This window comes from Mesorhizobium sp. WSM4845 (assembly GCF_055811455.1).
The window spans coordinates 287,047-307,174 of the sequence record NZ_JBVVQA010000001.1; the positions used below are offsets into that span (position 1 = coordinate 287,047).

The 20,128-nt window shown below is 59.7% G+C and carries 18 protein-coding genes and 2 pseudogenes; 12 read left to right on the forward strand and 8 right to left on the reverse strand.

Annotation, left to right across the window (positions count from 1 at the left end; genetic code table 11):
* Positions 1-8: 8 nt before the first annotated feature.
* Entirely contained in the window at positions 9-686 is a 678-nt protein-coding gene (locus tag AC0L2C_RS01265; protein ID WP_473522520.1) for a class I SAM-dependent methyltransferase, read from the reverse strand.
* A 297-nt stretch (positions 687-983) separates the two neighbouring features.
* Positions 984-1,838: a glycosyltransferase family 32 protein gene (locus AC0L2C_RS01270; protein WP_473522521.1), complete on the reverse strand. Its 855-nt coding sequence runs from the start codon at positions 1,836-1,838 to the stop codon at positions 984-986.
* A gap of 645 nt (positions 1,839-2,483) precedes the next feature.
* Between AC0L2C_RS01270 and AC0L2C_RS01275 the strand changes: the two are divergent.
* Together AC0L2C_RS01275 and AC0L2C_RS01280 are read left to right on the forward strand one after the other, a co-directional pair.
* A pseudogene (locus tag AC0L2C_RS01275) lies at positions 2,484-2,762 on the forward strand (NUDIX domain-containing protein); the annotation flags it as partial.
* A 46-nt stretch (positions 2,763-2,808) separates the two neighbouring features.
* Positions 2,809-3,420, forward strand: a complete 612-nt coding sequence (locus AC0L2C_RS01280) for an HAD family hydrolase (protein ID WP_236388011.1) — start codon at positions 2,809-2,811, stop codon at positions 3,418-3,420.
* 73 nt (positions 3,421-3,493) lie between these two features.
* Here the strand turns inward: AC0L2C_RS01280 and AC0L2C_RS01285 are convergent, their stop codons facing one another.
* Both AC0L2C_RS01285 and AC0L2C_RS01290 read right to left on the reverse strand, forming a co-directional pair.
* On the reverse strand, positions 3,494-4,285 hold the full coding sequence (locus tag AC0L2C_RS01285) for a transporter substrate-binding domain-containing protein (protein ID WP_023802723.1): 792 nt from the start codon (positions 4,283-4,285) through the stop codon (positions 3,494-3,496).
* Positions 4,286-4,506: 221 nt separating this feature from the next.
* Positions 4,507-5,025, reverse strand: coding sequence for a hypothetical protein (locus tag AC0L2C_RS01290; protein ID WP_473522522.1), 519 nt, complete (start codon positions 5,023-5,025; stop codon positions 4,507-4,509).
* 251 nt (positions 5,026-5,276) lie between these two features.
* Here AC0L2C_RS01290 and AC0L2C_RS01295 point away from each other — a divergent pair.
* Positions 5,277-5,408 (forward strand): annotated as a pseudogene (locus AC0L2C_RS01295) (type II toxin-antitoxin system VapC family toxin); the annotation flags it as partial.
* Between the two features lie 36 nt (positions 5,409-5,444).
* On the opposite strand, the gene AC0L2C_RS01300 reads toward AC0L2C_RS01295, so the two are convergent.
* Entirely contained in the window at positions 5,445-6,578 is a 1,134-nt protein-coding gene (locus AC0L2C_RS01300) for a site-specific DNA-methyltransferase (RefSeq protein ID WP_023799298.1), read from the reverse strand.
* 175 nt (positions 6,579-6,753) lie between these two features.
* Between AC0L2C_RS01300 and AC0L2C_RS01305 the strand changes: the two genes are divergently transcribed.
* A complete protein-coding gene (locus AC0L2C_RS01305) occupies positions 6,754-7,443 on the forward strand; it encodes an HAD family hydrolase (protein WP_287225922.1) in 690 nt (229 codons plus the stop codon).
* Positions 7,444-7,479: 36 nt separating this feature from the next.
* Here AC0L2C_RS01305 and AC0L2C_RS01310 read toward each other — a convergent pair whose 3' ends face one another.
* The gene (locus tag AC0L2C_RS01310) at positions 7,480-8,154 is read right to left on the reverse strand and encodes a hypothetical protein (protein ID WP_473522605.1); all 675 of its coding nucleotides are present in this window, start codon (positions 8,152-8,154) and stop codon (positions 7,480-7,482) included.
* A 127-nt stretch (positions 8,155-8,281) separates the two neighbouring features.
* On the opposite strand from AC0L2C_RS01310, the gene thrC reads away from it, so the two are divergent.
* The 5 genes from thrC (at position 8,282) to AC0L2C_RS01335 (ending at position 15,173) form a co-directional block, all read left to right on the forward strand.
* Positions 8,282-9,679, forward strand: a complete 1,398-nt coding sequence (gene thrC, locus AC0L2C_RS01315; RefSeq protein WP_128245651.1) for a threonine synthase — start codon at positions 8,282-8,284, stop codon at positions 9,677-9,679.
* 14 nt (positions 9,680-9,693) lie between these two features.
* Positions 9,694-10,986, forward strand: coding sequence for a M16 family metallopeptidase (locus tag AC0L2C_RS01320; RefSeq protein WP_473522523.1), 1,293 nt, complete (start codon positions 9,694-9,696; stop codon positions 10,984-10,986).
* A 15-nt stretch (positions 10,987-11,001) separates the two neighbouring features.
* Complete coding sequence (locus tag AC0L2C_RS01325; RefSeq protein ID WP_091595953.1) at positions 11,002-11,598, forward strand: GNAT family N-acetyltransferase; 597 nt, start codon at positions 11,002-11,004, stop codon at positions 11,596-11,598.
* 2 nt (positions 11,599-11,600) lie between these two features.
* Positions 11,601-14,489 (forward strand): EAL domain-containing protein, encoded by a 2,889-nt coding sequence (locus AC0L2C_RS01330; protein WP_128245649.1) that lies wholly within the window; start codon positions 11,601-11,603, stop codon positions 14,487-14,489.
* 276 nt (positions 14,490-14,765) lie between these two features.
* Positions 14,766-15,173: a DoxX family protein gene (locus AC0L2C_RS01335; protein ID WP_473522524.1), complete on the forward strand. Its 408-nt coding sequence runs from the start codon at positions 14,766-14,768 to the stop codon at positions 15,171-15,173.
* Between the two features lie 145 nt (positions 15,174-15,318).
* Here the strand turns inward: AC0L2C_RS01335 and AC0L2C_RS01340 are convergent, their stop codons facing one another.
* Complete coding sequence (locus tag AC0L2C_RS01340; RefSeq protein ID WP_128245647.1) at positions 15,319-16,341, reverse strand: oxygenase MpaB family protein; 1,023 nt, start codon at positions 16,339-16,341, stop codon at positions 15,319-15,321.
* A 148-nt stretch (positions 16,342-16,489) separates the two neighbouring features.
* Positions 16,490-16,753 carry a DUF4242 domain-containing protein gene (locus AC0L2C_RS01345; protein ID WP_128245646.1) on the reverse strand — a complete coding sequence of 88 codons (264 nt, stop codon included), beginning with the start codon at positions 16,751-16,753 and terminating at the stop codon, positions 16,490-16,492.
* 149 nt (positions 16,754-16,902) lie between these two features.
* Here AC0L2C_RS01345 and AC0L2C_RS01350 point away from each other — a divergent pair, with 149 nt between their 5' ends.
* The 3 genes from AC0L2C_RS01350 to AC0L2C_RS01360 all read left to right on the forward strand — a co-directional run bounded on the left by AC0L2C_RS01350 (position 16,903) and on the right by AC0L2C_RS01360 (position 19,761).
* Positions 16,903-17,781 carry a LysR family transcriptional regulator gene (locus tag AC0L2C_RS01350; protein ID WP_473522525.1) on the forward strand — a complete coding sequence of 293 codons (879 nt, stop codon included), beginning with the start codon at positions 16,903-16,905 and terminating at the stop codon, positions 17,779-17,781.
* Positions 17,782-18,089: 308 nt separating this feature from the next.
* Positions 18,090-18,533, forward strand: a complete 444-nt coding sequence (locus tag AC0L2C_RS01355) for a nuclear transport factor 2 family protein (RefSeq protein WP_128245644.1) — start codon at positions 18,090-18,092, stop codon at positions 18,531-18,533.
* Positions 18,534-18,951: 418 nt separating this feature from the next.
* A complete protein-coding gene (locus AC0L2C_RS01360) occupies positions 18,952-19,761 on the forward strand; it encodes a class I SAM-dependent methyltransferase (RefSeq protein ID WP_473522526.1) in 810 nt (269 codons plus the stop codon).
* Positions 19,762-20,128 lie beyond the last annotated feature (367 nt).

Genomic DNA, 20,128 nt, shown 5'->3' on the forward strand with positions numbered 1-20,128 from the left:
ATGTTGGGTCATCCGCCGCTCTTGCGACAAAGCCACAACAAAACCTCCTTTGTCTCCTTCACCGTGCCTGGATGCCCAAAAACCGCGCGTTTGAACTGCAGCGGAATGGTCGCCAAACGCTTCGCGTTTAGATTAAAAGGTTCTTCCGTCAATCTCAACGGACGATACCCGCCATTTGAGATATCGCTGTTTGCTTTGCCTTCATACGCTCTCCATCTAACTCGCCAGCCGCCCTGTCCCGTGTGAGTGATATCGTTTGTTATTAGGGAAGCCTTAAACTGTTTCTGAAGCTTCGCCAGGAACGCATTTACCGAATCATTCGAGAGGTGCTGTAAAACATCTTTGATCACGCACAAATCTGCGGTTGGCAACGGATCTGACAATAAATCTAAACAAGCGAAACGAACATTACTTGAACCATAGGCATCGTTTAACTTCTCAATAAGCTCCGGTACAATATCGACACCGGTATAATCCACGCCTGTCCAGTCAAGTGTTCTCCCCAATGCCCAATCACCGCACCCCACGTCCACCACCGAACGGATACCTTTCCTTTTTATATAATCGACGAGCAATTCTGAATATGTCTGCAGCACCTCCGGGTCTGAGCCCGGCCCGCTTTTTGACGTGCCGCCCCACGCATGCTCTATATAGATCTTCGAAAATTGCTCTTTTGTATTATTCATAAATCTGCGTCTGATGATTTAGGTTTGATTTCCGGGATTGGCCGAGGGTCTGGCCGTAAAACGTTGGATTTTCCGGGTGGACTTGTCGATTGTACGTTGCGCGCCTCGGTCTAGCTAGTCTAACACGGGCCGCGCGGCGGACACGCCAACGTCACCGCAGAATGCCACGCCATTTCTTGCAGAACTTGACAATCTGCTCTGCCGCCCAAGCGATGTGCGCACTGCCTGTATAGGTTCGAAGGAGCCGTCTATGAAAAAGGCAAAGTAGTGCTAACAAGCAGCCCTATCGATTCCGGGCTACCAACTATGCGACCAGTACGTGGTCATCCATGCATCCGGGAAAAGTTCATTTTTTTCGTTTGTTGATAGGTAACTTCCTGACAATACCCTACGTCTAATAATTTGGTGAACAGAATCTGACCAATCTAGCGGGTATAATCTCTTTGTCGGCAGTATAGAAATATTTGTTCGACGTGGTTGTGGTTTTAAATTAAATGGAAGCTTCGCAACTATTGTCGAAATAGCGGCTTTCGAAAGAATTGTATTCTTTTCTTGATACAGATCGACCGCAGATTTCAGTATCACGGGACCGGTAACATATTCGGGGGAACGTTGAATATCTTTGATCTGCAGCATTATCCAAATGACCAGCAACCAAAATTCTTCCTTCGGTTTGGACGCCATTATCGCGTTGGGGATTGAATGATCAGGATCGGTTCCCATTTGACCGAGAATGACGTCGCCCTCCCTTCGCAACCCGTCGAGTGATCGCAAACATTCAACGTCGAGATCGGCATATATACCCCCATATCTGTATAGAAAGAAATATCGCACGACGTCAGCGCGATATATTTCTCCCGGGTATCTCATATAGAATTTATAAAACCATGGGAATTCTGACTTAATAAATTCGCGATTATCGTCATCGTCCCACAACACCATTTCGAAGGAGGGGTTGAGTTGCGCGAACGTGTCCCTCCAAATCTTAAAACTATTTGGAATAGATATTTTTGATTTCCATGTTTGAAATATTGTCGCGGGGATTTCATTGTCTTGAATTAACTTTTGATAGGCATCACGCAGTAATGTTTCATTGACGAATAATCCTCCTATTTCTACAAATATCTCTTGACCATACTCGTTCCAATTCACAAGTAGTTTCCCGCTCGAAAGACTATAGATCCCACGACCTCCGCCTTCGTGCTCTATTTGATCGTCCACAGATGATAACTTCAGGGATCCCTTCCAATGTGGATGGACTGCTAGGACGGTCCGGAATTGTGGGCCACTCATTTTCAATCCGACGTGATAGGTCGGCCCTTTCACTTCGCCTAAGTTGCGCGTTTACGAGACGTCATCAACTCTCTAGCGGAAAAGTCCTCGAAGCTGAAGGGGAAGGGGAAGGGGAAGGGGAAGGGAGGCTGCCGGTCTCAGACAGCTTAACTTTGCTGCCAGGCAGCAAGGTAGAGACGAACGTGACTTGGCGGAAGGACAAGCCGGTTCGGCGCGCCCATTTTCGCGACACACCGAAACCAGGAGCATGGCCGCCTTGAACGTGGCTGTGCCACGTCAGGCTCACGGCGGGAAAAATCTCGAACTCCGGTTTCGAGTCATCGCCCGAGGTTAGAAGCGCAGAATGGTTGGTTTGCAATCAGCACGAGCGTCTTCGCACAGTCTGTGCAAGAGCCACGCAGTCGAACCCTCCAAAACACAAGTTGCGGCTCGCGCTAACTAGCCGCTGCGGATCGGTCCCTAGCGTTCTGCAAAGGCGGAAGGAACATTCGCTACCTGCTAGCAATGCCGACGACCGGCTGGACCGCGCGGATCGACGGCGGCACCACAGCGGCGGCGGCGCCATTTCCCGGCAACTGGCGGCCAGCCGGGAAGATTGGCCATGTCTTCACCCATTTCGCGCTCGAACTCGACGTCTTCAAAGCGATGATCGATGGCGCCGCCCCAGCGGGTCATTTCTGGTCGCTGGCCGACGAAATTTCCGGCGAAGCACTGCCCACCGTCATGAAAAAGGTAATCGAAGCAGCGATACCGGGCGCGACGAAGAAGCAGCGCGCACATTGAATCGCCCACATCGCCCCCCATTGAACTGCGTTGAACGAGGACAAGAATGACCGAAATCCGCCACATCGTTTTCGACATCGGCAGAGTGCTGATCCACTACGATCCGAACCTGCCGTTCAGCCGTATCATTCCGGATGCCGAGGAGAGAAAGTGGTTCTTCGACAATGTCTGCACGCATGACTGGAACATTGAGCAGGACCGCGGCCGCACCTGGGAAGAGGCCGAGGCGTTGCTGATCGCCGAATACCCGGACCACGCCGAAAACATCCGCAACTTCCGCCGCCTCTGGCACGAGATGGTTCCGCACGCTTACGATGACAGCGTCCAGCTCATGGACAAGCTGATCGAGAGCGGCCACGACGTCACCATGCTGACCAATTTTGCGTCCGACACGCTTGCCGAAGCCCGGCAGCGTTTCGACTTCCTCAACCGCCCGCGCGGTGTGACCATTTCGGGCGAGATCGGCATGATCAAGCCGGATCGCGGCATTTACGACCATCACGTCGCCGCGTTCGGCCTCGAGCCCGCGGCCACGCTGTTTATCGACGACAGCCAGAAGAATGTCGACGGCGCCAAGGCGGCCGGCTGGCAGTCGGTGCTGTTCACCGACGCAAAGACACTCGAGGCGGACCTCGATCGCCTGGGGGTCAGAGTGTGATCACTGTGACGGGCCTGACCGCAGTCGCTGAGACGCGCGGTCCACGGCGCTGCCATTGGATCCGTCTCGGGCGCTACTTGACGTGAGAAGCGTAGATGCGATCGAACTCACCCGTCGCCTTGGCAAGATGCAACCATTGGTCGACATAGGCCTTGAAGACAACGGCACCCTCAGGAAGCATATAACCCATTTCCCCATATTGGAGCGGCTTCTCGGGGTTGATCGCGCAAAGGCCGGGGTGAAGTTTCTCCTGCAACTCGGTTTCGACCGATTCGGCGATCATGATATCGGCTTTGCCGTCAAGGATTTGGCGGAAGATCGTGACGTTGTCCGGGTAGATCTCAATTTTAGCGTCACTGAGTTTTTCACGCACGAATTTCTCATTGGTCCCGCCGGGATTAACAATCACAGTCACATCCGGCTTGTTGATGTCGGCAATCGATTGGAATTTTGCCTCGTCCTCGCAGCGCGCAATCGGTGCCTTGCCATTGACGAGATAGGGCTCGCTGAAGAACACCTGCTTCTGGCGTTCCAAGGTCACCGAAATACCGCCCATCGCGATGTCACACTTGCCGGTCGTAAAATCGGCAAGCAATTTTTTCCAGGTAGTCGCCACGAAGTCCGCCTCGACCCCTAGTGAGCTTGCCAGAGATTTTGCGAGATCGATATCGATGCCCTGGTAGTTGTTCGCGGGCTTGTCATGAAAGGTGAAGGGCTTGTAGTCGCCGGTCGTACAGACGCGCAGCTTGCCGTTCTTGATAACCGCATCAAGCTGGTTTTCGGCGCCGGTGTTCTGCGCAATCGCCGGAGAGGCCAACAAACCCATGACGAGGGCGGCGACAAACGGCGAGGCAAGAGCTTTCATGGATCTGGTCTCCGATGGATAAGAGAATCGAGCATTCGAGAAACGGTGGGCAAAGGTCAATAACTCTTCCTGGGGAATCGCTCACCGTGATCCTCCGGCGGCGCCGAAAACCCGAACCGGCTACCCGCGCTAGTGGTACCCACCTGACATAAGAGTCCGGCTCAGGATTCCTCTTGGCTGCACGCGAAGGAGCGGCATTTAGTTTGGGCCAACTCAGTCAGTCACCGTCGTGAAAACTTCGAGTACCAATTCCATTCCCACGTTCTGCCTGCATCAGCGGAGAACGCACGGCTGTAAATTGGGGTTTTCGGGTTGCGCTTATCCCAGTGGAATTTCACGATAACGTCCTTGCCGGCCACAACCTCACGGCCGAAGAATTCGCCTTCGTCGCCATTGAACGAGCCCACCTTTCCGTCGTCGAGTTTGCCCGCGTTGCTGTCGGCCCAGTAGATCGTCCAGAGACGCGTCTTTGGATCGAACAATCGCACGGTGAGGCCCTCGAACGGCTTTCCTCCCAACTCCGTATGAAAAATGTCGAAGTTGCCCAAACCCACTAGGATTTGGCGGAACTCCTGGGTCGCGTCGAATTCTTCCCACTCGTCGCCGCCGGCCAGTGGTTCCTTCAACGTACGATTCCTGATGTTCCAGTTGCCCACCAAATAGTCGAAATCATTTTTGGACGACGTCTCGCTCGCCGTTATCGCAAGTTTCCCGTCCGATGAAAGAGAGAACGCACTCATCTACTTTCCTCTGGATTGACGTCGTGCCAGCACTCCCATCGCCGCGGACATGACGAATGTATGGGCGTTTTCTTCGATGACTGCGGCGCGCTTCGCATGTCCGATCGCGGCAACAATTGGATGGGAACCCAACAGCGCGTCGTGATGCACGCCTGCCGTCACCACGTTGCAACGCGTAAGCCGAAGACCCGTTCCGGGTACGATTCGCTTCGGTTAGCTCCGCCACTCCGTCGCGAAGTCGCGTTGCTCCGCGGGGCATCACCATCCGCAGGACAGTCGATATGATTATCGGCACATTCTGCATCCTGGGCGGACACGCGCTGTTGCATGATGACCGAGACTTCGACCCGATGGTTCGTTACCTCGGCCTGCGCGCCGCATGAGAACGATGTGCAACGAGACCTCTGTAGCGGTTATCGTCAGGCCCCTGCCCGCTCCATGCCGAGGCGGGCGATGCGGCGAAGCTCGTCGATCGGGGTCAGGCCGCCGCTGCGCTCATAGTGCCAGAAGGTCCAGCCGTTGCAGGCATCCAGCCCCTGCACTTCCGCGCCGATCTTGTGGATCGATCCGGCGCTGCCGCCGACCGCCACAGTGCCGTCGGCGCGCACCCTGGCCGCCCAGCGCTTCTTGGCGTCGTAGAGCGTGGCGCCCGGCAGCATCAGCCCGGTGTCGATGAGGCTGACGAAAGCGACGCGCGGCTCGGCGCGCTTGCCGGTAAGCACGGTAAGAGCAGCGCCGTCCAGCGGCCGGACTGCATCGATGCGCTCGTTGGCGGCGTCGATATAGGCCTGCTCGCGCTCGATGCCGACGAAATGGCGGCCGAGGCGCTTGGCCACCGCGCCGGTGGTGCCGGAGCCGAAGAAGGGATCGAGCACGATATCGCCGGGCTTCGTCGAGGCCATCATGATGCGGGCGAGCAGCGCTTCGGGCTTCTGCGTCGGATGCAGCTTGTCGCCGTTTTCGTTCTTGAGGCGCTCAGCGCCGGTGCAGATCGGAAACAGCCAGTCGGACCGCATCTGGATGTCGTCGTTCGACGCCTTCAGCGCTTCGTAGTTGAAGGTGTAACCCTTCCCCTTCTGATCGCGCGAGGCCCAGATCATCGTCTCATGGGCGTTCTGGAAGCGGCGGCCGCGGAAATTCGGCATCGGATTGGTCTTGCGCCAGACGACATCATTGAGGATCCAGTACCCCAGATCCTGCATCTTGGCGCCGACCCTGAAAATGTTGTGGTAGGAGCCAATGACCCAGATGGTGCCGTTGGGCTTCAACACGCGGCGCGCCGCCAGCAGCCAGGCCCGGGTGAAGGCGTCGTAGACCTCAAAACTTGCGAACTGGTCCCAGTCGTCATCGACGGCATCGACCTTGGACTGGTCGGGCCGGTGCAGATCGCCGTCGAGCTGCAGATTGTAGGGCGGATCGGCAAAGATCACGTCGATGGATTTTTCGGGCAGCCGGTCGAGCGCGGCGACGCAATCGCCCTTCAGGATCGTATCGAGCCATTCGGATTGCTGGGGAGCATGGGAAAGCTCGTCGAGAAGACGCACGGCAGACATTGTTACACCCAAAGCACGCGTTACTGTTTACTCCCTGTTATGGTTACCGATCAGCGTAAATATTCGGTGAAGACCTGGGGTGCGGACCCCGGGTAATTTGCGAAGATCGGCCTGTTGGTGTATGCCGCGCCGCCTGAACCGTCCCAGCCTCCTCCCTCCCGCTTTTCGGATCGCTATGCCCCAGCCAGACCTTGTCATCTTCGATTGCGACGGCGTGCTCGTCGATTCCGAGATCATCGCCGCGCGCATCGAAGCCGAGCTGTTGACGTCGGCCGGCTACGAGATATCGGCCGAGGAGATTTCCGAGACCTATGCCGGGCTGACCTTCAAGGACATCATGATGCGGGTCGAGGAAAAATCCCGCGTCCCGTTCCAGGCCTCGCTGATCGATCGCGCCGAAGACCTGGTCGACCGCCGCCTGCGCAGCGACGTGCGCGCCGTCGACGGGGTGCACGAGGCGGTCGCCGCGGTGACGGCGCCGCGCTGCATCTGCTCGAATTCGCGCACCGAGCGGATCGAATTCATGCTGGAGAAGGTGCATCTGCTGCCGTTTTTCAGCGGCCGGATTTTTTCCTCGCTGGAAACACCAAGCGGGAAATCCAAGCCGGCGCCCGACGTGTTTCTCTTTGCCGCGGCAACGCTCCAGGCCGATCCGGCGAACACCTTCGTCATCGAGGATTCCGTGCATGGCGTGACCGGCGCCAGGACAGCCGGCATGCGTGTGATCGGCTTCACCGGAGCGGCGCACAGCTATCCCGGGCATGCCGACGCGCTGACCGAGGCCGGCGCCGAAACGGTCATCCGCCGCTGGGCGGAACTGAAAAGCGTGATCTCCGCCCTGTCGGAGTGGTCGGCGGATGCGTGAAGCAGGCGTCCAGGACGCGCAGATCCAAAGCCGCGGCTATTCGGCCGCGGCAACCTTCTTGTCGGTCTTCTTCGGCGGGCCTTCATCATAGCCGGCGAACACCTGATAGTCCCGCGCGGTGGGCTCGGGAACGACAACGTTCGAATCGGTGAAGACGAACTGGGTGGCACTCGAGGGATTGGTAACCTGGACCTGATGTTGGTGAAGCTGCGAGTAAAGGACCTCCTTGCCATGCATCACAGCGATACGAATCGGCATGGTGATGGTGCCAGGGCTGAACATCGGTCCCGGAACGACCTTGCCGGCGACGGCGATCTTCATCGTCAGCGAGCCGTTGGCGCGGATGCAGTCGCGGGTCACATCGGTGATCGAGGCCTGATAGACGATCTTGGCGGAATCATCCTGCTGGCCGCTGCTCGCGTCAAGCGCGGCAGTTTCTGCATCCAGGGTGGCGGCTTTTTTCTTGGGCTTTTGACTGCCCTTGGCATAGGTGTTGAAGAAGGCGGTGCCGTCGCGCAGCGTCACTTTCGGACAATAGGCCAGCAATTGGCTGGCGAGAACCTTGGGGTCCGGCGGTGGTGGCGGTGTCGTGTCCTTCTTTCCGAAGCCCAGCATGCTGCTGCCGCCTGATTGGCAGCCGGCGGCGGTAAGCATAAAGCCGGCGAGCGCCAGACCCGCGACAAAACGACCGATAAATGTATGTAACGCCATGAACTGCACTTCCCTCTCGCAAAGCGGGTGACGTATATCAACCGCGCGGCAAAAATGCGACTGAGCAAGTACGGAAATTAACCACTTTGCCGCGGACAATACCGCCCGGCAGCAATGGAACATGACGATGCGCTATGTGAGTACCCGCGGGGAAGCGCCCGTGCTTGGATTTTCCGACGCTGTGCTGGCGGGTTTGGCGCGCGATGGCGGACTTTATGTCCCTGAAACCTGGCCGCAGTTTTCGGCAGCTGAGATCCGCGCGATGCGCGGCCTTGCCTATCCCGACCTCGCCATCCGCGTGCTGTCGCCGTTTCTCGGCGGCGAGATCGCGATGCCGGTGTTCGAACGCCTGGTGCGCGAAGCCTATGCGACGTTCCGTCACGAGGCGGTCTGCCCGCTGGTGCAGACCGGCTCGAACATGTTCGTTCTGGAACTCTTCCATGGCCCGACGCTTGCCTTCAAGGACGTCGCCATGCAGCTTCTCGCCCGGCTGATGGACCATGTGCTTGCCGAACGCGACCAGCGCGCCAGCATTGTCGGCGCCACCTCCGGCGATACCGGCGGGGCTGCCATCGATGCCTTCGCCGGGCGCAACCGCACCGACATCTTCGTTCTTTTCCCGCACGGCCGGGTCTCGCCGGTGCAGCAGCGGCAGATGACGACGTCCATCGCCGCAAATGTTCATGCGCTGGCGGTCGACGGCAATTTCGACGATTGTCAGGGCCTGGTGAAGGACATGTTCAACGATCACGGTTTTCGCGACCGGGTATCGCTGTCCGGCGTCAATTCGATCAACTGGGCCCGCATCATGGCCCAGATCGTCTACTACTTCTCATCGGCGCTGTCGCTCGGCGCGCCCGACCGGCCGATTTCGTTCACGGTGCCGACCGGCAATTTCGGCGACATCTTCGCCGGCTACGCCGCCAAGAAGATGGGGCTGCCGATCGAGCGGCTGATCATTGCAACCAACGACAACGACATTCTGGCGCACACGCTGTCGAGCGGCGAGTACCGCACGAAAGGCGTCTTTTCGACCACGTCGCCGTCGATGGACATCCAGGTCTCTTCGAATTTCGAGCGCTTGCTGTTCGAGGCGGCCGGCCGCGACGCCTCTACCGTGCGGCGCTACATGAGCGGCCTCAAGCAGTCCGGCGCCTTCACCATCGAAGCCGGCGAGATCGCCAGGATCCGCTCCGAATTCGACGCCGGCCGTTCGACCATGGACGAAGTCGCCGCCACGATCCGCTCGACGCTCGCAGCCAGCAACTATCTGCTCGACCCGCACACGGCCGCGGCCATGCACGTTGCGGTTGCAAAAGCCACCAATGCCGTGCCGATGGTGGTGCTGGGCACCGCCCATCCGGCAAAGTTCCCCGCCGCCGTCGAAGCGTCCAGCGGCGTGTCGCCTGCCCTGCCCGCATGGCTAGGCGGGTTGATGACTTCAGAGGAAAAATACACGGTACTTCCATCCGACCTGAAAATGGTGGAAGATTATGTTAGCCGCCACACGCGGGCGGCAAATTAGGGAGTACCAGCTATATGGGTGTTGAGGTAAGCCGTCTGTCGAACGGCCTGACAGTCGCCACCGAAACCCTTCCAAGCCTCGAATCCGTCGCTCTTGGCGTCTGGATCAAATCAGGCGCCCGCAATGAGCGTGGCGAAGAGCACGGAATGGCCCACCTGCTTGAACACATGGCGTTCAAGGGAACCAGAAGGCGCAGCGCCTTCGAGATCGCCTCCGAAATCGAGGATGTCGGCGGCGAGATCAATGCCGCCACCAGTGTCGAGACCACCTCCTATTATGCCAGGGTGCTGAGCGACGACGTGCCCCTGGCCGTCGATATCCTGTCCGACATCCTGCAGGAATCCGAGTTCGACCCGCAGGAGCTGGAGCGCGAGCAGCATGTGATCCTGCAGGAGATCGGCGCCGCACACGATACGCCCGACGACGTCGTCTTCGACCACTTCACCGAGACGGCCTTCCGCCACCAGACGATCGGCCGCTCCATCCTCGGCACGCCGGAAACCGTCAAATCCTTCACCTCGAAACAATTGCACAAATTCATCGAACGGCAATATGGCGCCGAGCGCATGGTGATCGTTGCCGCCGGCGACATCAAGCACGACAACTTCGTGCGCGAGGTCGAGAAGCATCTCGGCGGTTTCCGCAGCAAGTCCGACAACACCATGCCGCAATATGCGCAATATGTCGGCGGCGATTTCCGCGAGGACCGCGACCTGATGGACGCCCAGATCGTACTGGGGTTCGAGGGCCGCGCCTATCATGTACGCGACTTCTACGCCTCGCAGGTCCTGTCGATGATCCTTGGCGGCGGCATGTCGTCGCGTCTTTTCCAGGAGGTCCGCGAAAAGCGCGGGCTGTGCTATTCGGTCTATGCCTTCCACTGGGGTTTTTCCGATACCGGCATATTCGGCGTCCATGCCGCGACCGGGCAGAGCGACATCGCCGAATTGGTGCCGGTGGTCATCGGCGAGTTGCAGAAGGTCGGCGAGAACATCCTGCAGGAGGAACTCGACCGGGCACGCGCCCAGTACCGTGCAGGCCTGATCATGTCTGCCGAAAGCCCAGCCAGCCGCGCCTCGCAGATCGCCCGGCAAATGCTTCTGTTCGGCCGGCCGATCGCCAAGGAAGAGCTGATGGAACGGCTGTCGGCGTTGACGGTCGAGCGGTTGACGGACCTGTCGTCACGGCTGTTTTCGACCAAGCCGACGCTGACTGCGGTCGGACCGGTGGGCACGCTCGCTCCCTATGAGGCGGTCCTCGAGTCGCTTTCGGGCACGCAGACCACGGCCCGAAAGCTCGCCGGCTAAGTCCATCAAAGCGTCATGTTCGCGCTCCCTTTCTTTCGCCGTGACCTGCCGGCACTGAAGGGTGACCGGGTCACGCTGCGCGTGCCGCTGACCAACGACTATCGTGAATGGTCGGTGCTGCGCGGGGAAAGCCGCGCCTTCCTGGAGCCGTGGGAGCCGCGCTGGAACCCCGACGAGCTCGACCGCACGGCCTGGCGGCATCGCCTCAGCCGCTATCGCGAAGACTATGCGCAGGGAACGGCCATAGCCTTCTTCATCTTCGACAAAGGCAACGGCAAGCTTGTCGGTGGAATCACCCTCGGCAATATCCGCCACGGCGTCGCGCAAAGCGGCCATATCGGCTACTGGATCGGCGAGCGCTACAGCGGCCGTGGCCTGATGACCGACGCGGTCAAGGTGGTGACGCGCTTCGCCTTCGATACGCTGAGGTTGCACCGGATCGAAGCTGCCTGTATTCCCGACAACGCCCGGTCGATCCGCGTGCTTGAAAAAGCCGGATTCCGGCGCGAAGGACTTCTCCGATCCTATCTCAGGATCAACGGCATCTGGCAGGACCACTACCTCTACGCCCGGATCGAGGACGATCCGCCGGGCGCGGAAACGAAGGACTGATTTTGACGAATTTCCTGCGAATCGGGTCGTTGTTCGCCTTTGTGCTGACGGCAATCGTCGTGCTCTGCGCGGCGTCTTCGGCCTTCGCCGTCGAACCGATCAAGATTGCCCGCGACGATGTGGCGCTCGACCTTTCGGGCGCCGTCGAAATCTACCGCAACCAGGGCGAGAATTTTCAGGTGTCGACTGCTCCGGGACCGGACGGCATCGTGCGGCGCATCGAGGTCGAGGCCAATGATGCGCGCTCGACCGGCGACTGGGCGGTGTTCGCGCTTGCCAACACCACCGACCAGCAGCTCGACAGGCTGATCGTCGCACCGCATTTCCGGCTGGTGAATTCCGGTATCTTCTGGCCGGATCTCGGCTCGACCCGCATTGCCGCGATCACGCCCAGCGAGGGCTTCGCGCTTGACCGCCAGAGCAGCCCCGACGCTGATGTGTTCCGGGTGACGCTGAACCCCGGAACGGTGATCACGTTCATTGCCGAACTGGCGTCGCCCAAACTGCCGCAGGTCTATCTTTGGGAGCCGGAATCCTACAAGGATTCGGTCAATTCCTACACGCTGTTTCGCGGCATCGTCATCGGCATCGCCGGCCTCCTGGCGCTGTTCCTGACCATCCTTTTCGTCGTCAAGGGGACCTCGATGTTCCCGGCAACCGCAGCGCTCGCCTGGGCGGTGCTCGCCTATATCTGCATCGATTTCGGCTTTCTCAACAAGGTCCTGGAAATATCGCCCGGCAACGAGCAGATGTGGCGGGCCGGAACGGAGGTGGCGCTTGCAGCGACCTTCGTGGTGTTCCTGTTCGCCTATCTCAACCTTAACCGATGGCACGGCCATTTCAGCTACGGCGCTCTGGTCTGGATTCTGGGGCTGCTGCTGATCGCCGGCGTTGCAATCGTCGACCCGGCGGTCGCCGCCGGCATCGCCAGGCTGTCCTTCGCCGCCACCGCGCTGACCGGCCTCGGCCTGATCATCTTCCTCGGCATACGCGGCTACGACCGTGCCATCATGCTGGTGCCCAGTTGGGTCATGGTCCTGTTGTGGCTATGCGGGTCGTGGATGGCGATCACCGGCATGCTCGACAACGACATCGCCCAGCCGGCACTGGGCGGCGGGCTGATCCTCATCATCCTGCTCATCGGCTTCACCGTCATGCAGCACGCCTTTGCCGGCGGTGCGCTGCATCAGGGCCTTTTCTCCGATCTCGAACGGCAGGCGCTGGCCGTGGCCGGATCGGGCGACACGGTGTGGGACTGGGACGTGATGCGCGACCGCGTCGTCACCAAGCCGGATGTCAGCATCCAGCTTGGCCTTGCGCCCGACAGCCTGGGCGGCGCTGCCCGCAACTGGCTGCCGGTACTCCATGCCGACGACCGCGACACCTTCCGTACGACGCTCGACGTGGTGCTCGAACACCGGCGCGGCCGGGTGTCGCAGAATTTCCGCCTGCGCGGCGCCGACGGGCACTATCACTGGTTTTCGCTGCGCGCCCGGCCGGTGATCGGATCGGACGGCGAGGTCATCCGCTGCGTCGGCACCATGGTCGACGTGACGGAGCAGAAGAAGTCCGAGGAGAGGCTGTTGCACGATGCCGTGCACGACAATCTGACCGGCCTGCCGAACCGCGAATTGCTTATGAACCGGCTGGAGGCGATCATCTCGATCGCGCGCACCGAAGAGAAGGTCCGTCCCACCGTCTTCGTCATCGACATCGACCGGTTCAAGCAGGTCAATGACGGGCTCGGCATCTCGGCCGGCGATACCATCCTGCTCACTGTTGCGCGCCGGTTGCACCGGCTGCTCAAGCCGAAGGATTCGCTGTCGCGCTTTGCCGGCGACCAGTTCGCGCTGATGCTGCTTTCCGAGCAGGACCCGGCCCGCATTGCAGCCGTTGCCGATGCCATCAAGCATGCGATCAACAATCCGATTACCTTTGCCAAACGCGAGATCGTGCTGACCGCCTCGATCGGTCTGGTCACCTGGACCTCGGCGCAGAGTTCGGCCGAGGACATGGTCAAGGACGCCGAGCTTGCCATGCACCAGGCCAAGCGTTTTGGCGGCGACAGGATCGAACCGTTCCGACCCGCCTTTCGGACCGTCGGCACCGACCGGCTGCAGTTCGAGTCCGACCTGCGCCGCGCCATCGAACGGCGCGAATTCACACTCGCCTACCAGCCCATCGTGCGGCTGGAAGACGGCAGTGTTGCCGGCTTCGAGGCGCTTTTGCGCTGGGATCATCCGCGTCGCGGCATGATCCCGCCAGGCGATTTCATCCCGGTCGCCGAGAGCTGCGGCCTGATCGTGCAGCTTGGCTTGTTCGCCATGCAACAGGCCGCCGAAGATCTGGCGGGATGGCAAAAGCAGATCGGCGACGCGCCGCTGTCGGTTTCGGTCAACCTGTCCAGCCGACAGCTCATCCGCCGCGATCTGGTCAGCGACGTCCGGTCGGTGATCGCGCGGGCCAATCTGAAGCCGCGCTGTTTCCGGCTCGAGCTCACCGAATCGCTGGTGATGGACAATCCCGAGCAGACAGCCCATGTGCTGAACAAGCTGAAGAAGCTTGGCATCGGCCTGTCGCTGGACGATTTCGGCACCGGCTACTCATCGCTGGCCTATCTGACGCGCTTTCCCTTCGACACGATCAAGATCGACAAGAGCTTTGTCGACGACACCACACCGAAGCGCGCGGTGCTGCTCAAATCGATGGTCAACATGGCGCATGAACTCGGCCTTTCGGTCGTGGCCGAGGGCATTTCGGACGAAAGCGATGCGCTCGAGCTGCGCCAGATGGGCTGCGAATATGTGCAGAGCTTCATGTTCGGCGCGCCGATGCCCGGCGATCAGGTGCTGAGGACGCTGAAGGAACAGTATCCGCTGACCCGGGCTTGATCTTGTTCATGTCGTTGTCCCAAAACCGCTGCCCTTTTTGGGCGGCATGAGCCTGGCGATTGGCACCCGCTGGAGCGCATCGGCAAGGTCTCAGCTCCCGCGGCTCGGCACTCCATCAAAAGTACGACCGGCGGTCACGCGACTGTGAACTGGGAGTATTGGTTTACGGCTCGCGCTGTGCATCATACCGACTTCGCGAAATCGGTGCGAAGAGCTGACCCGCTGATAATTCAGCCTGCTGCCCGGAATCACCGGGTCATGATGGAGGCCCAACTGATGAATTTCGACAAGATTTCTGCCTGGGCTCCGGTGTGGTTAAGCGTCGTGAGGATCATGTCAGCGCTGCTGTTTCTGGAGCACGGAACTCAAAAGCTCTTCAATTTTCCGCCCGCTCCCGAGCCGATGCAACTGTCGGGGCTTATTGTGATCCAGGCATTGATCGAGCTGATCGGAGGCGCGCTGCTTGCCCTCGGACTCTTCACCCGGCCCGTCGCGCTCATTCTGTCCGGCAACATGGCGGTCGCCTATTTAATGGCGCATGCGCCGCAAAACTTCTTTCCGGTTGTCAACGAGGGCGACTCGTCGATCCTCTACTGCTTCATTTTCCTGTACTTCTTTTTCGCGGGAGGCGGCGCGTGGAGCGTCGATGCGGCCCGTCGCGGGACCGGCCTCGCGACGCCCTGAACAGGATCGCGAGGGAACTTGCTGGGCGGCTACCAGCGGAGCATGTCCGACAGCCTGCCAGGTCGAAATGATAGGAAGTTCCGGCTCCGCTGATCGTCGCTTTCGGGCCCTTCGCTGGACATTCCCCAACACGAGATACGCGCCCTTAGGGCGGCCATTGCCGCACTTTTAACCCGTCGCTTTCCCTTATGCGGGCATCAAATCCCGCATGATCGCGACCGTGCTGCTCGTGTCTAGGTGCCTTCTGTCGGCGATAGAGATAGTTCTCGGGGAGACCGAGGCGACGGCACGACTGGACGGCCGGAGATGAAGGAAGCACGATGCGCTCGCAGATTGCAGCCGTCGTCTTCACAAAAGCACGCTCCCACGGCTTCAACGTCCAGTGGTCGCCGAGTGCCAACCGCTTGCGGACCCAGCGGGGCAGGATCTCGACAGCCGCCTTCAGGAATGGCCGCTGAAGCGGTTGAGCCACTCCCGGCAAGACGGGAACGTCTTCCATGATCTGCAGGAATTCCAGGACGATCGGCGATGCGACGAGTCTTTGCCTCATCACGTCGAACAGCGCGTAAAGCTCGGCCTGCGACGTGGGCGCGTCAACCGCACCATAGAGAAGCGCGACGGGGCGAGCCTCGGCAAACATCGCATCCCGTTCGAAAAAACGCAGTCGATGCACATAGACGTGATAGGCCTCCATGAAGCCAAACCCGGCCGTCGCTTGCACCCAGTCCAGCAACTCCGGGTCGGTGGCGTGGTATGGCTCACCTTCGCTGGTTCGGCCTGAAACGCGCCCATGCATCCTGACCACACCTTCAATCATGGCCTTGGCCTTGGTCCGGGGACCGTAGACCGTGACCAAGGCGGCGAGGCCCGTGCGCCGTAATCGTCGGAGCGCGTCGGAGCGGAATGTGCTGTGCTGCCAAATGGCGTCGCGAACCCGCGGCTCTGCCAATTCGAGCAGCACCGCCGTAACCCCGCCGATGAAAAGCGCAACCGGGTTCTTGAAAATACGCCACGACACCGCGCTGGGCGGCAACAGCGCCGGCTCGCCCTGCGGGGTCGAGAAGTCCATCTGCGATCCGAGCCGCTGGCGCATGAACGACTGCGCAAGGGTGTCCACACGACGCTCAAGCAGGCGAGGCAGAGGAAGGGTGCCCGAATTGCCAAACATGCTCCGACTCTCCTGGCAACGCGTGTGGCTGGCGGATGCAGCACGAACGACTTGGCCCTTCCGTCGTTCCAAAGATTCAAACTGGCGCGCTGCATAACTCCGCAAGAACACCGCCCGGACAGTCATCACGAGCCCGGTCGCGCCGGCCCTATGGGGTAAGATCGAGCGCCGGCACGATTCTGTGATAGGGCAGCCCCGCCTCGTCGTTTAGACGCTTCACGTCGACATCGGAGGCAGCGTCAAACAGGCACATGCAGCGCCCGTCCTCCGGTGCGAAGGTCGAGCGCAGGTAGCTGATGTCGGTGCCGTTAGAGGCCATCTCGGCGGCTTTGCTGATCGCCGCCTTCTGCGCATCTCCCAGCGCTTCCATGCTGATGCCCTTGAGATCGCGTTCCACCATGTAGACAGTCATTTCCTTCTCCTCCTGTGAACAGTGACCCCAAGAGTTGAATGCAGCGGCGGGCGAAAGAGAACGACATTTTTTCTATCAATCGATAGCCGACAGTTATCGATGAAAGGATTACAATGTCGTTTCGTGGAACCGCCTCGGGAGGGCTCGCCATGGAGATGTTTCAGGTCCGCTACGTGCTTGCCGCCGCGAAGATGCTGAACTTCACCAAGGCCGCCACTGATTGCAACGTGTCTCAGCCGGCGCTCACCAAAGCGGTCAAGACTCTCGAGGATGAGCTTGGCGCGCCCTTGTTCCACCGCGAAGGAAGGCGCGTCCTCCTGAGTGAGTTCGGGCGCTCCATTCTGCCGCATCTTCAGCAGATCATGCAGGAGGCCCATGCAACCAGAACGCTTGCCGACAATTTCAGGCTGCTCAACCAGGTGCCGATCCACCTCGGCGTCATGTCGACCATCGGCCATGTGAAACTCGCCCGGTTCCTCGCAAAGTTCCAGCGCGACTATCATGGCGTCGAGCTTGAAGTTAGCGAGGCGAGCGTCCAGGAACTGAAAAACAGGCTCGAGCAAGGCGATCTCGATGTTGCCGTTCTCAATCCGCTGGAGGGATTGGGAGCGGCGTTCCGCGTCCATGATCTCTACAGTGAGCGTTACGTCGTCGTATTCGCGCCGGATCATCGGCTTGCGAGCCTCAATGCAATCAAGTTGGTCGATCTCTCTCAAGAACCCTATGTCGATCGTCTGTCCTGCGAAATGCGGGACCTGGTAATGGGTGCGTGCCGGGAAAGAAACGTCAGCCTTTATGCCCGCTTTCGTTCCGAGCGCGAGGATTGGATCCAATCAATGGTGCTGGCGCGGATCGGCTTCGCCTTCATGCCTGAATATTCGGTGACATCGCCTGAACTTTTGCAGCGTCCGCTGATCGAACCCGCGGTGGCACGCACGGTATCCCTGGCTAGCATTCCGGGCCGGCCCTATAGCCCGGCGACGGCGGCAATGGTCCGAGCTGCCCAGACGTTCGATTGGCCAGGCTAGGTGCTTATTGCTGAGGCTTGAGCTATGCTGATTTGAGAGTGCGTCAGAGGAGGTTGAGGTCTGCGCGGGCTAGGTCAATTCTGTTCAGCATATCGATGAAATGGTATCACTGGATTCAGCATCATCGAAGTGCGATCTCCTGAGCAAGCGGAGCAGCGCAAGGCGCGCTTCGCATCGGAAACAGATGCAGGAGCACCCGCATGCCAGTATCACGACGTTCCCTTCTCGCCGCAGCAAGCGCTGGCGTGGCATTGTCAGAAACTGCAAGATTAACGAACGCCTCGGCACAGGCTCTTGCGGAGCCTGCCATGGACCAGACGGTTGTCGATCTCGTCGAGCTTTCTGCGGAAGCAAATTCGGCGCTGATGCGCGGGGAGATAACGAAGTACTACGAGGTGATCCCACATACCGGGGACTTCCTGCTGATGTCTCCATTCGGCGGAAAGCCCACGCGGGCTTCTGAACTGACTGCGGAGCGGATCGAGGCGATGGGCCGCTTTTTCAAGAACGGCACCTTCAAGCACGAACTTCTTCAAGCCTATGGTTCCGCCGACATGGTGGTCCTCGCGATCATTGAACGCCCGCACGTCGAGGTCGGCGGTCTGCCAGCCCAGGATTGGCCGCTGCGGGTTACCTTGGTCTATCGCCGCGAAGAGGCGGAATGGCGCCTAGTGCATCGGCACGCTGACCCCCTGGTCAAGGGCGTGAGTCTGGAGCAGGCGGCGGCCCTTGCACGCGGCGAAGCCGCGTGATGCGAAGAGTGTTGCCATCACGACGGAGCGCTCTGGCTGCTGGTCCAAAGCCCGCCGAAGGTTTTCGCTTCTCGTCGATGCAGAACGTCATTCTATGGCGCCAGATGTGGCCCGACGCGCCTTGCGAGCACCTGCTGGTGCCGGTGGAGTATATCTGCCATAGACATGCGCCCTGCTCGCTACAGACGGTTGAAAACGGCTGAAAGCAACGCCTGAAGTCAGGGCCACGTTGCCGAGCCTGGTCGCGCCTTGCGGATCCTCGAAACGCCAGGCGCGGACCCTCATTCTTCGGCCGCTTCGCCTATGCGAGCCTGACTGCCCGAAAGCCGCATAGATTGTTCAGGTGCGATGGGTCCCGTTGGATCTAGCGCGGGTGAAGGGTCACAATGGTCGGATGGAAATTTGAGGGAGGACGATCATGACCTTGCCCAGCTACGCAATGAACCAGGTAAGTTTCCCGGAGATGTACGAGCGGTGGCTCGTCGGCCCTCTCTTCCGTCCATGGGCCGAGATGGCTCTTGACGAGTTGGAATTGTCTTCGGGCGATCGCGTACTCGATATCGCTTGTGGAACAGGAATAGTGGCGCGCGTTGCAAGAGAGCGGCTCGGTGGAGCCGGGTTTATCGTCGGTGTCGACGTCAGCGCGGACATGCTTGCCGTGGCGCGGGCTGTAGAACCAGCCGTCGACTGGCGCCAGGGCAATGCCGGCGAGTTACCTCTGCGTAGTGGTGAGACCTTCGACGTGGTCGTCTGCCAGCAAGGACTGCAGTTCTTTCCTGACAAACCCGCGGCGGCGGCGCAGATGCGTCGCGCGCTGACGAAGGGCGGCAGGCTAGCGATCGCCACGTGGCGCCCGGACGACGAAATCCCGTTCTTTCGCGACCTGCGCCGCGTCGCGGAGCGCCATTTGGGCGCCATCGCCGATCAACGGTACAGCTTCGGGGAAGCGGCTCCACTCGAGGCGCTGCTGCGAGACGCCGGCTTCCACGAGGTCCGATCGTGGATTGTTTCGCGCACCATCCATTTCGGGGAAGGCGTACCTTTCCTGCATTTGAATACGATGGCGCTGGTCGGGATGAGTTCCTTAGCCAAGGAATTGGGTGATCAGGAACGCAAGCGCGTCGTGGAGGCGATCGTGAGCGAGAGTGCGCCCGTGCTGCAGCCATACACCATCGGGACGGGACTGGCCTTCGAGCTCAGCACCAATCTGGCGACAGCCAAAGGCTAAATGATCTCTCACCAGCGGAGAACTGGTTCGATCGTGTATTGTGCGGAGAATGGCTGCTCATTCACATTCGCCGTTCGAGAACCGAAAGGATTGCCCCGCTGCGGTCGAGGGCAGACCACCTCAGGGAAATTACTGCTCGCAATCGAGAGGCTTCACAAGCAACGCATCGGCTACGCAGCCCTCGATAAAAACCATCTTGTTTTACATTTCGAATTATTTTGCCGCACTGTGGCCATTGTGCCGCCATTATCCATGACTAGTTGAATGAAGCACTGACCGTTCTTCTTGTCTTTTTCGACGTTGACGGTTCAACGTTGGAAATAGACCTGCCCCAAAGTATCTGGGCGGCTAGACAAGGAACGGAGGG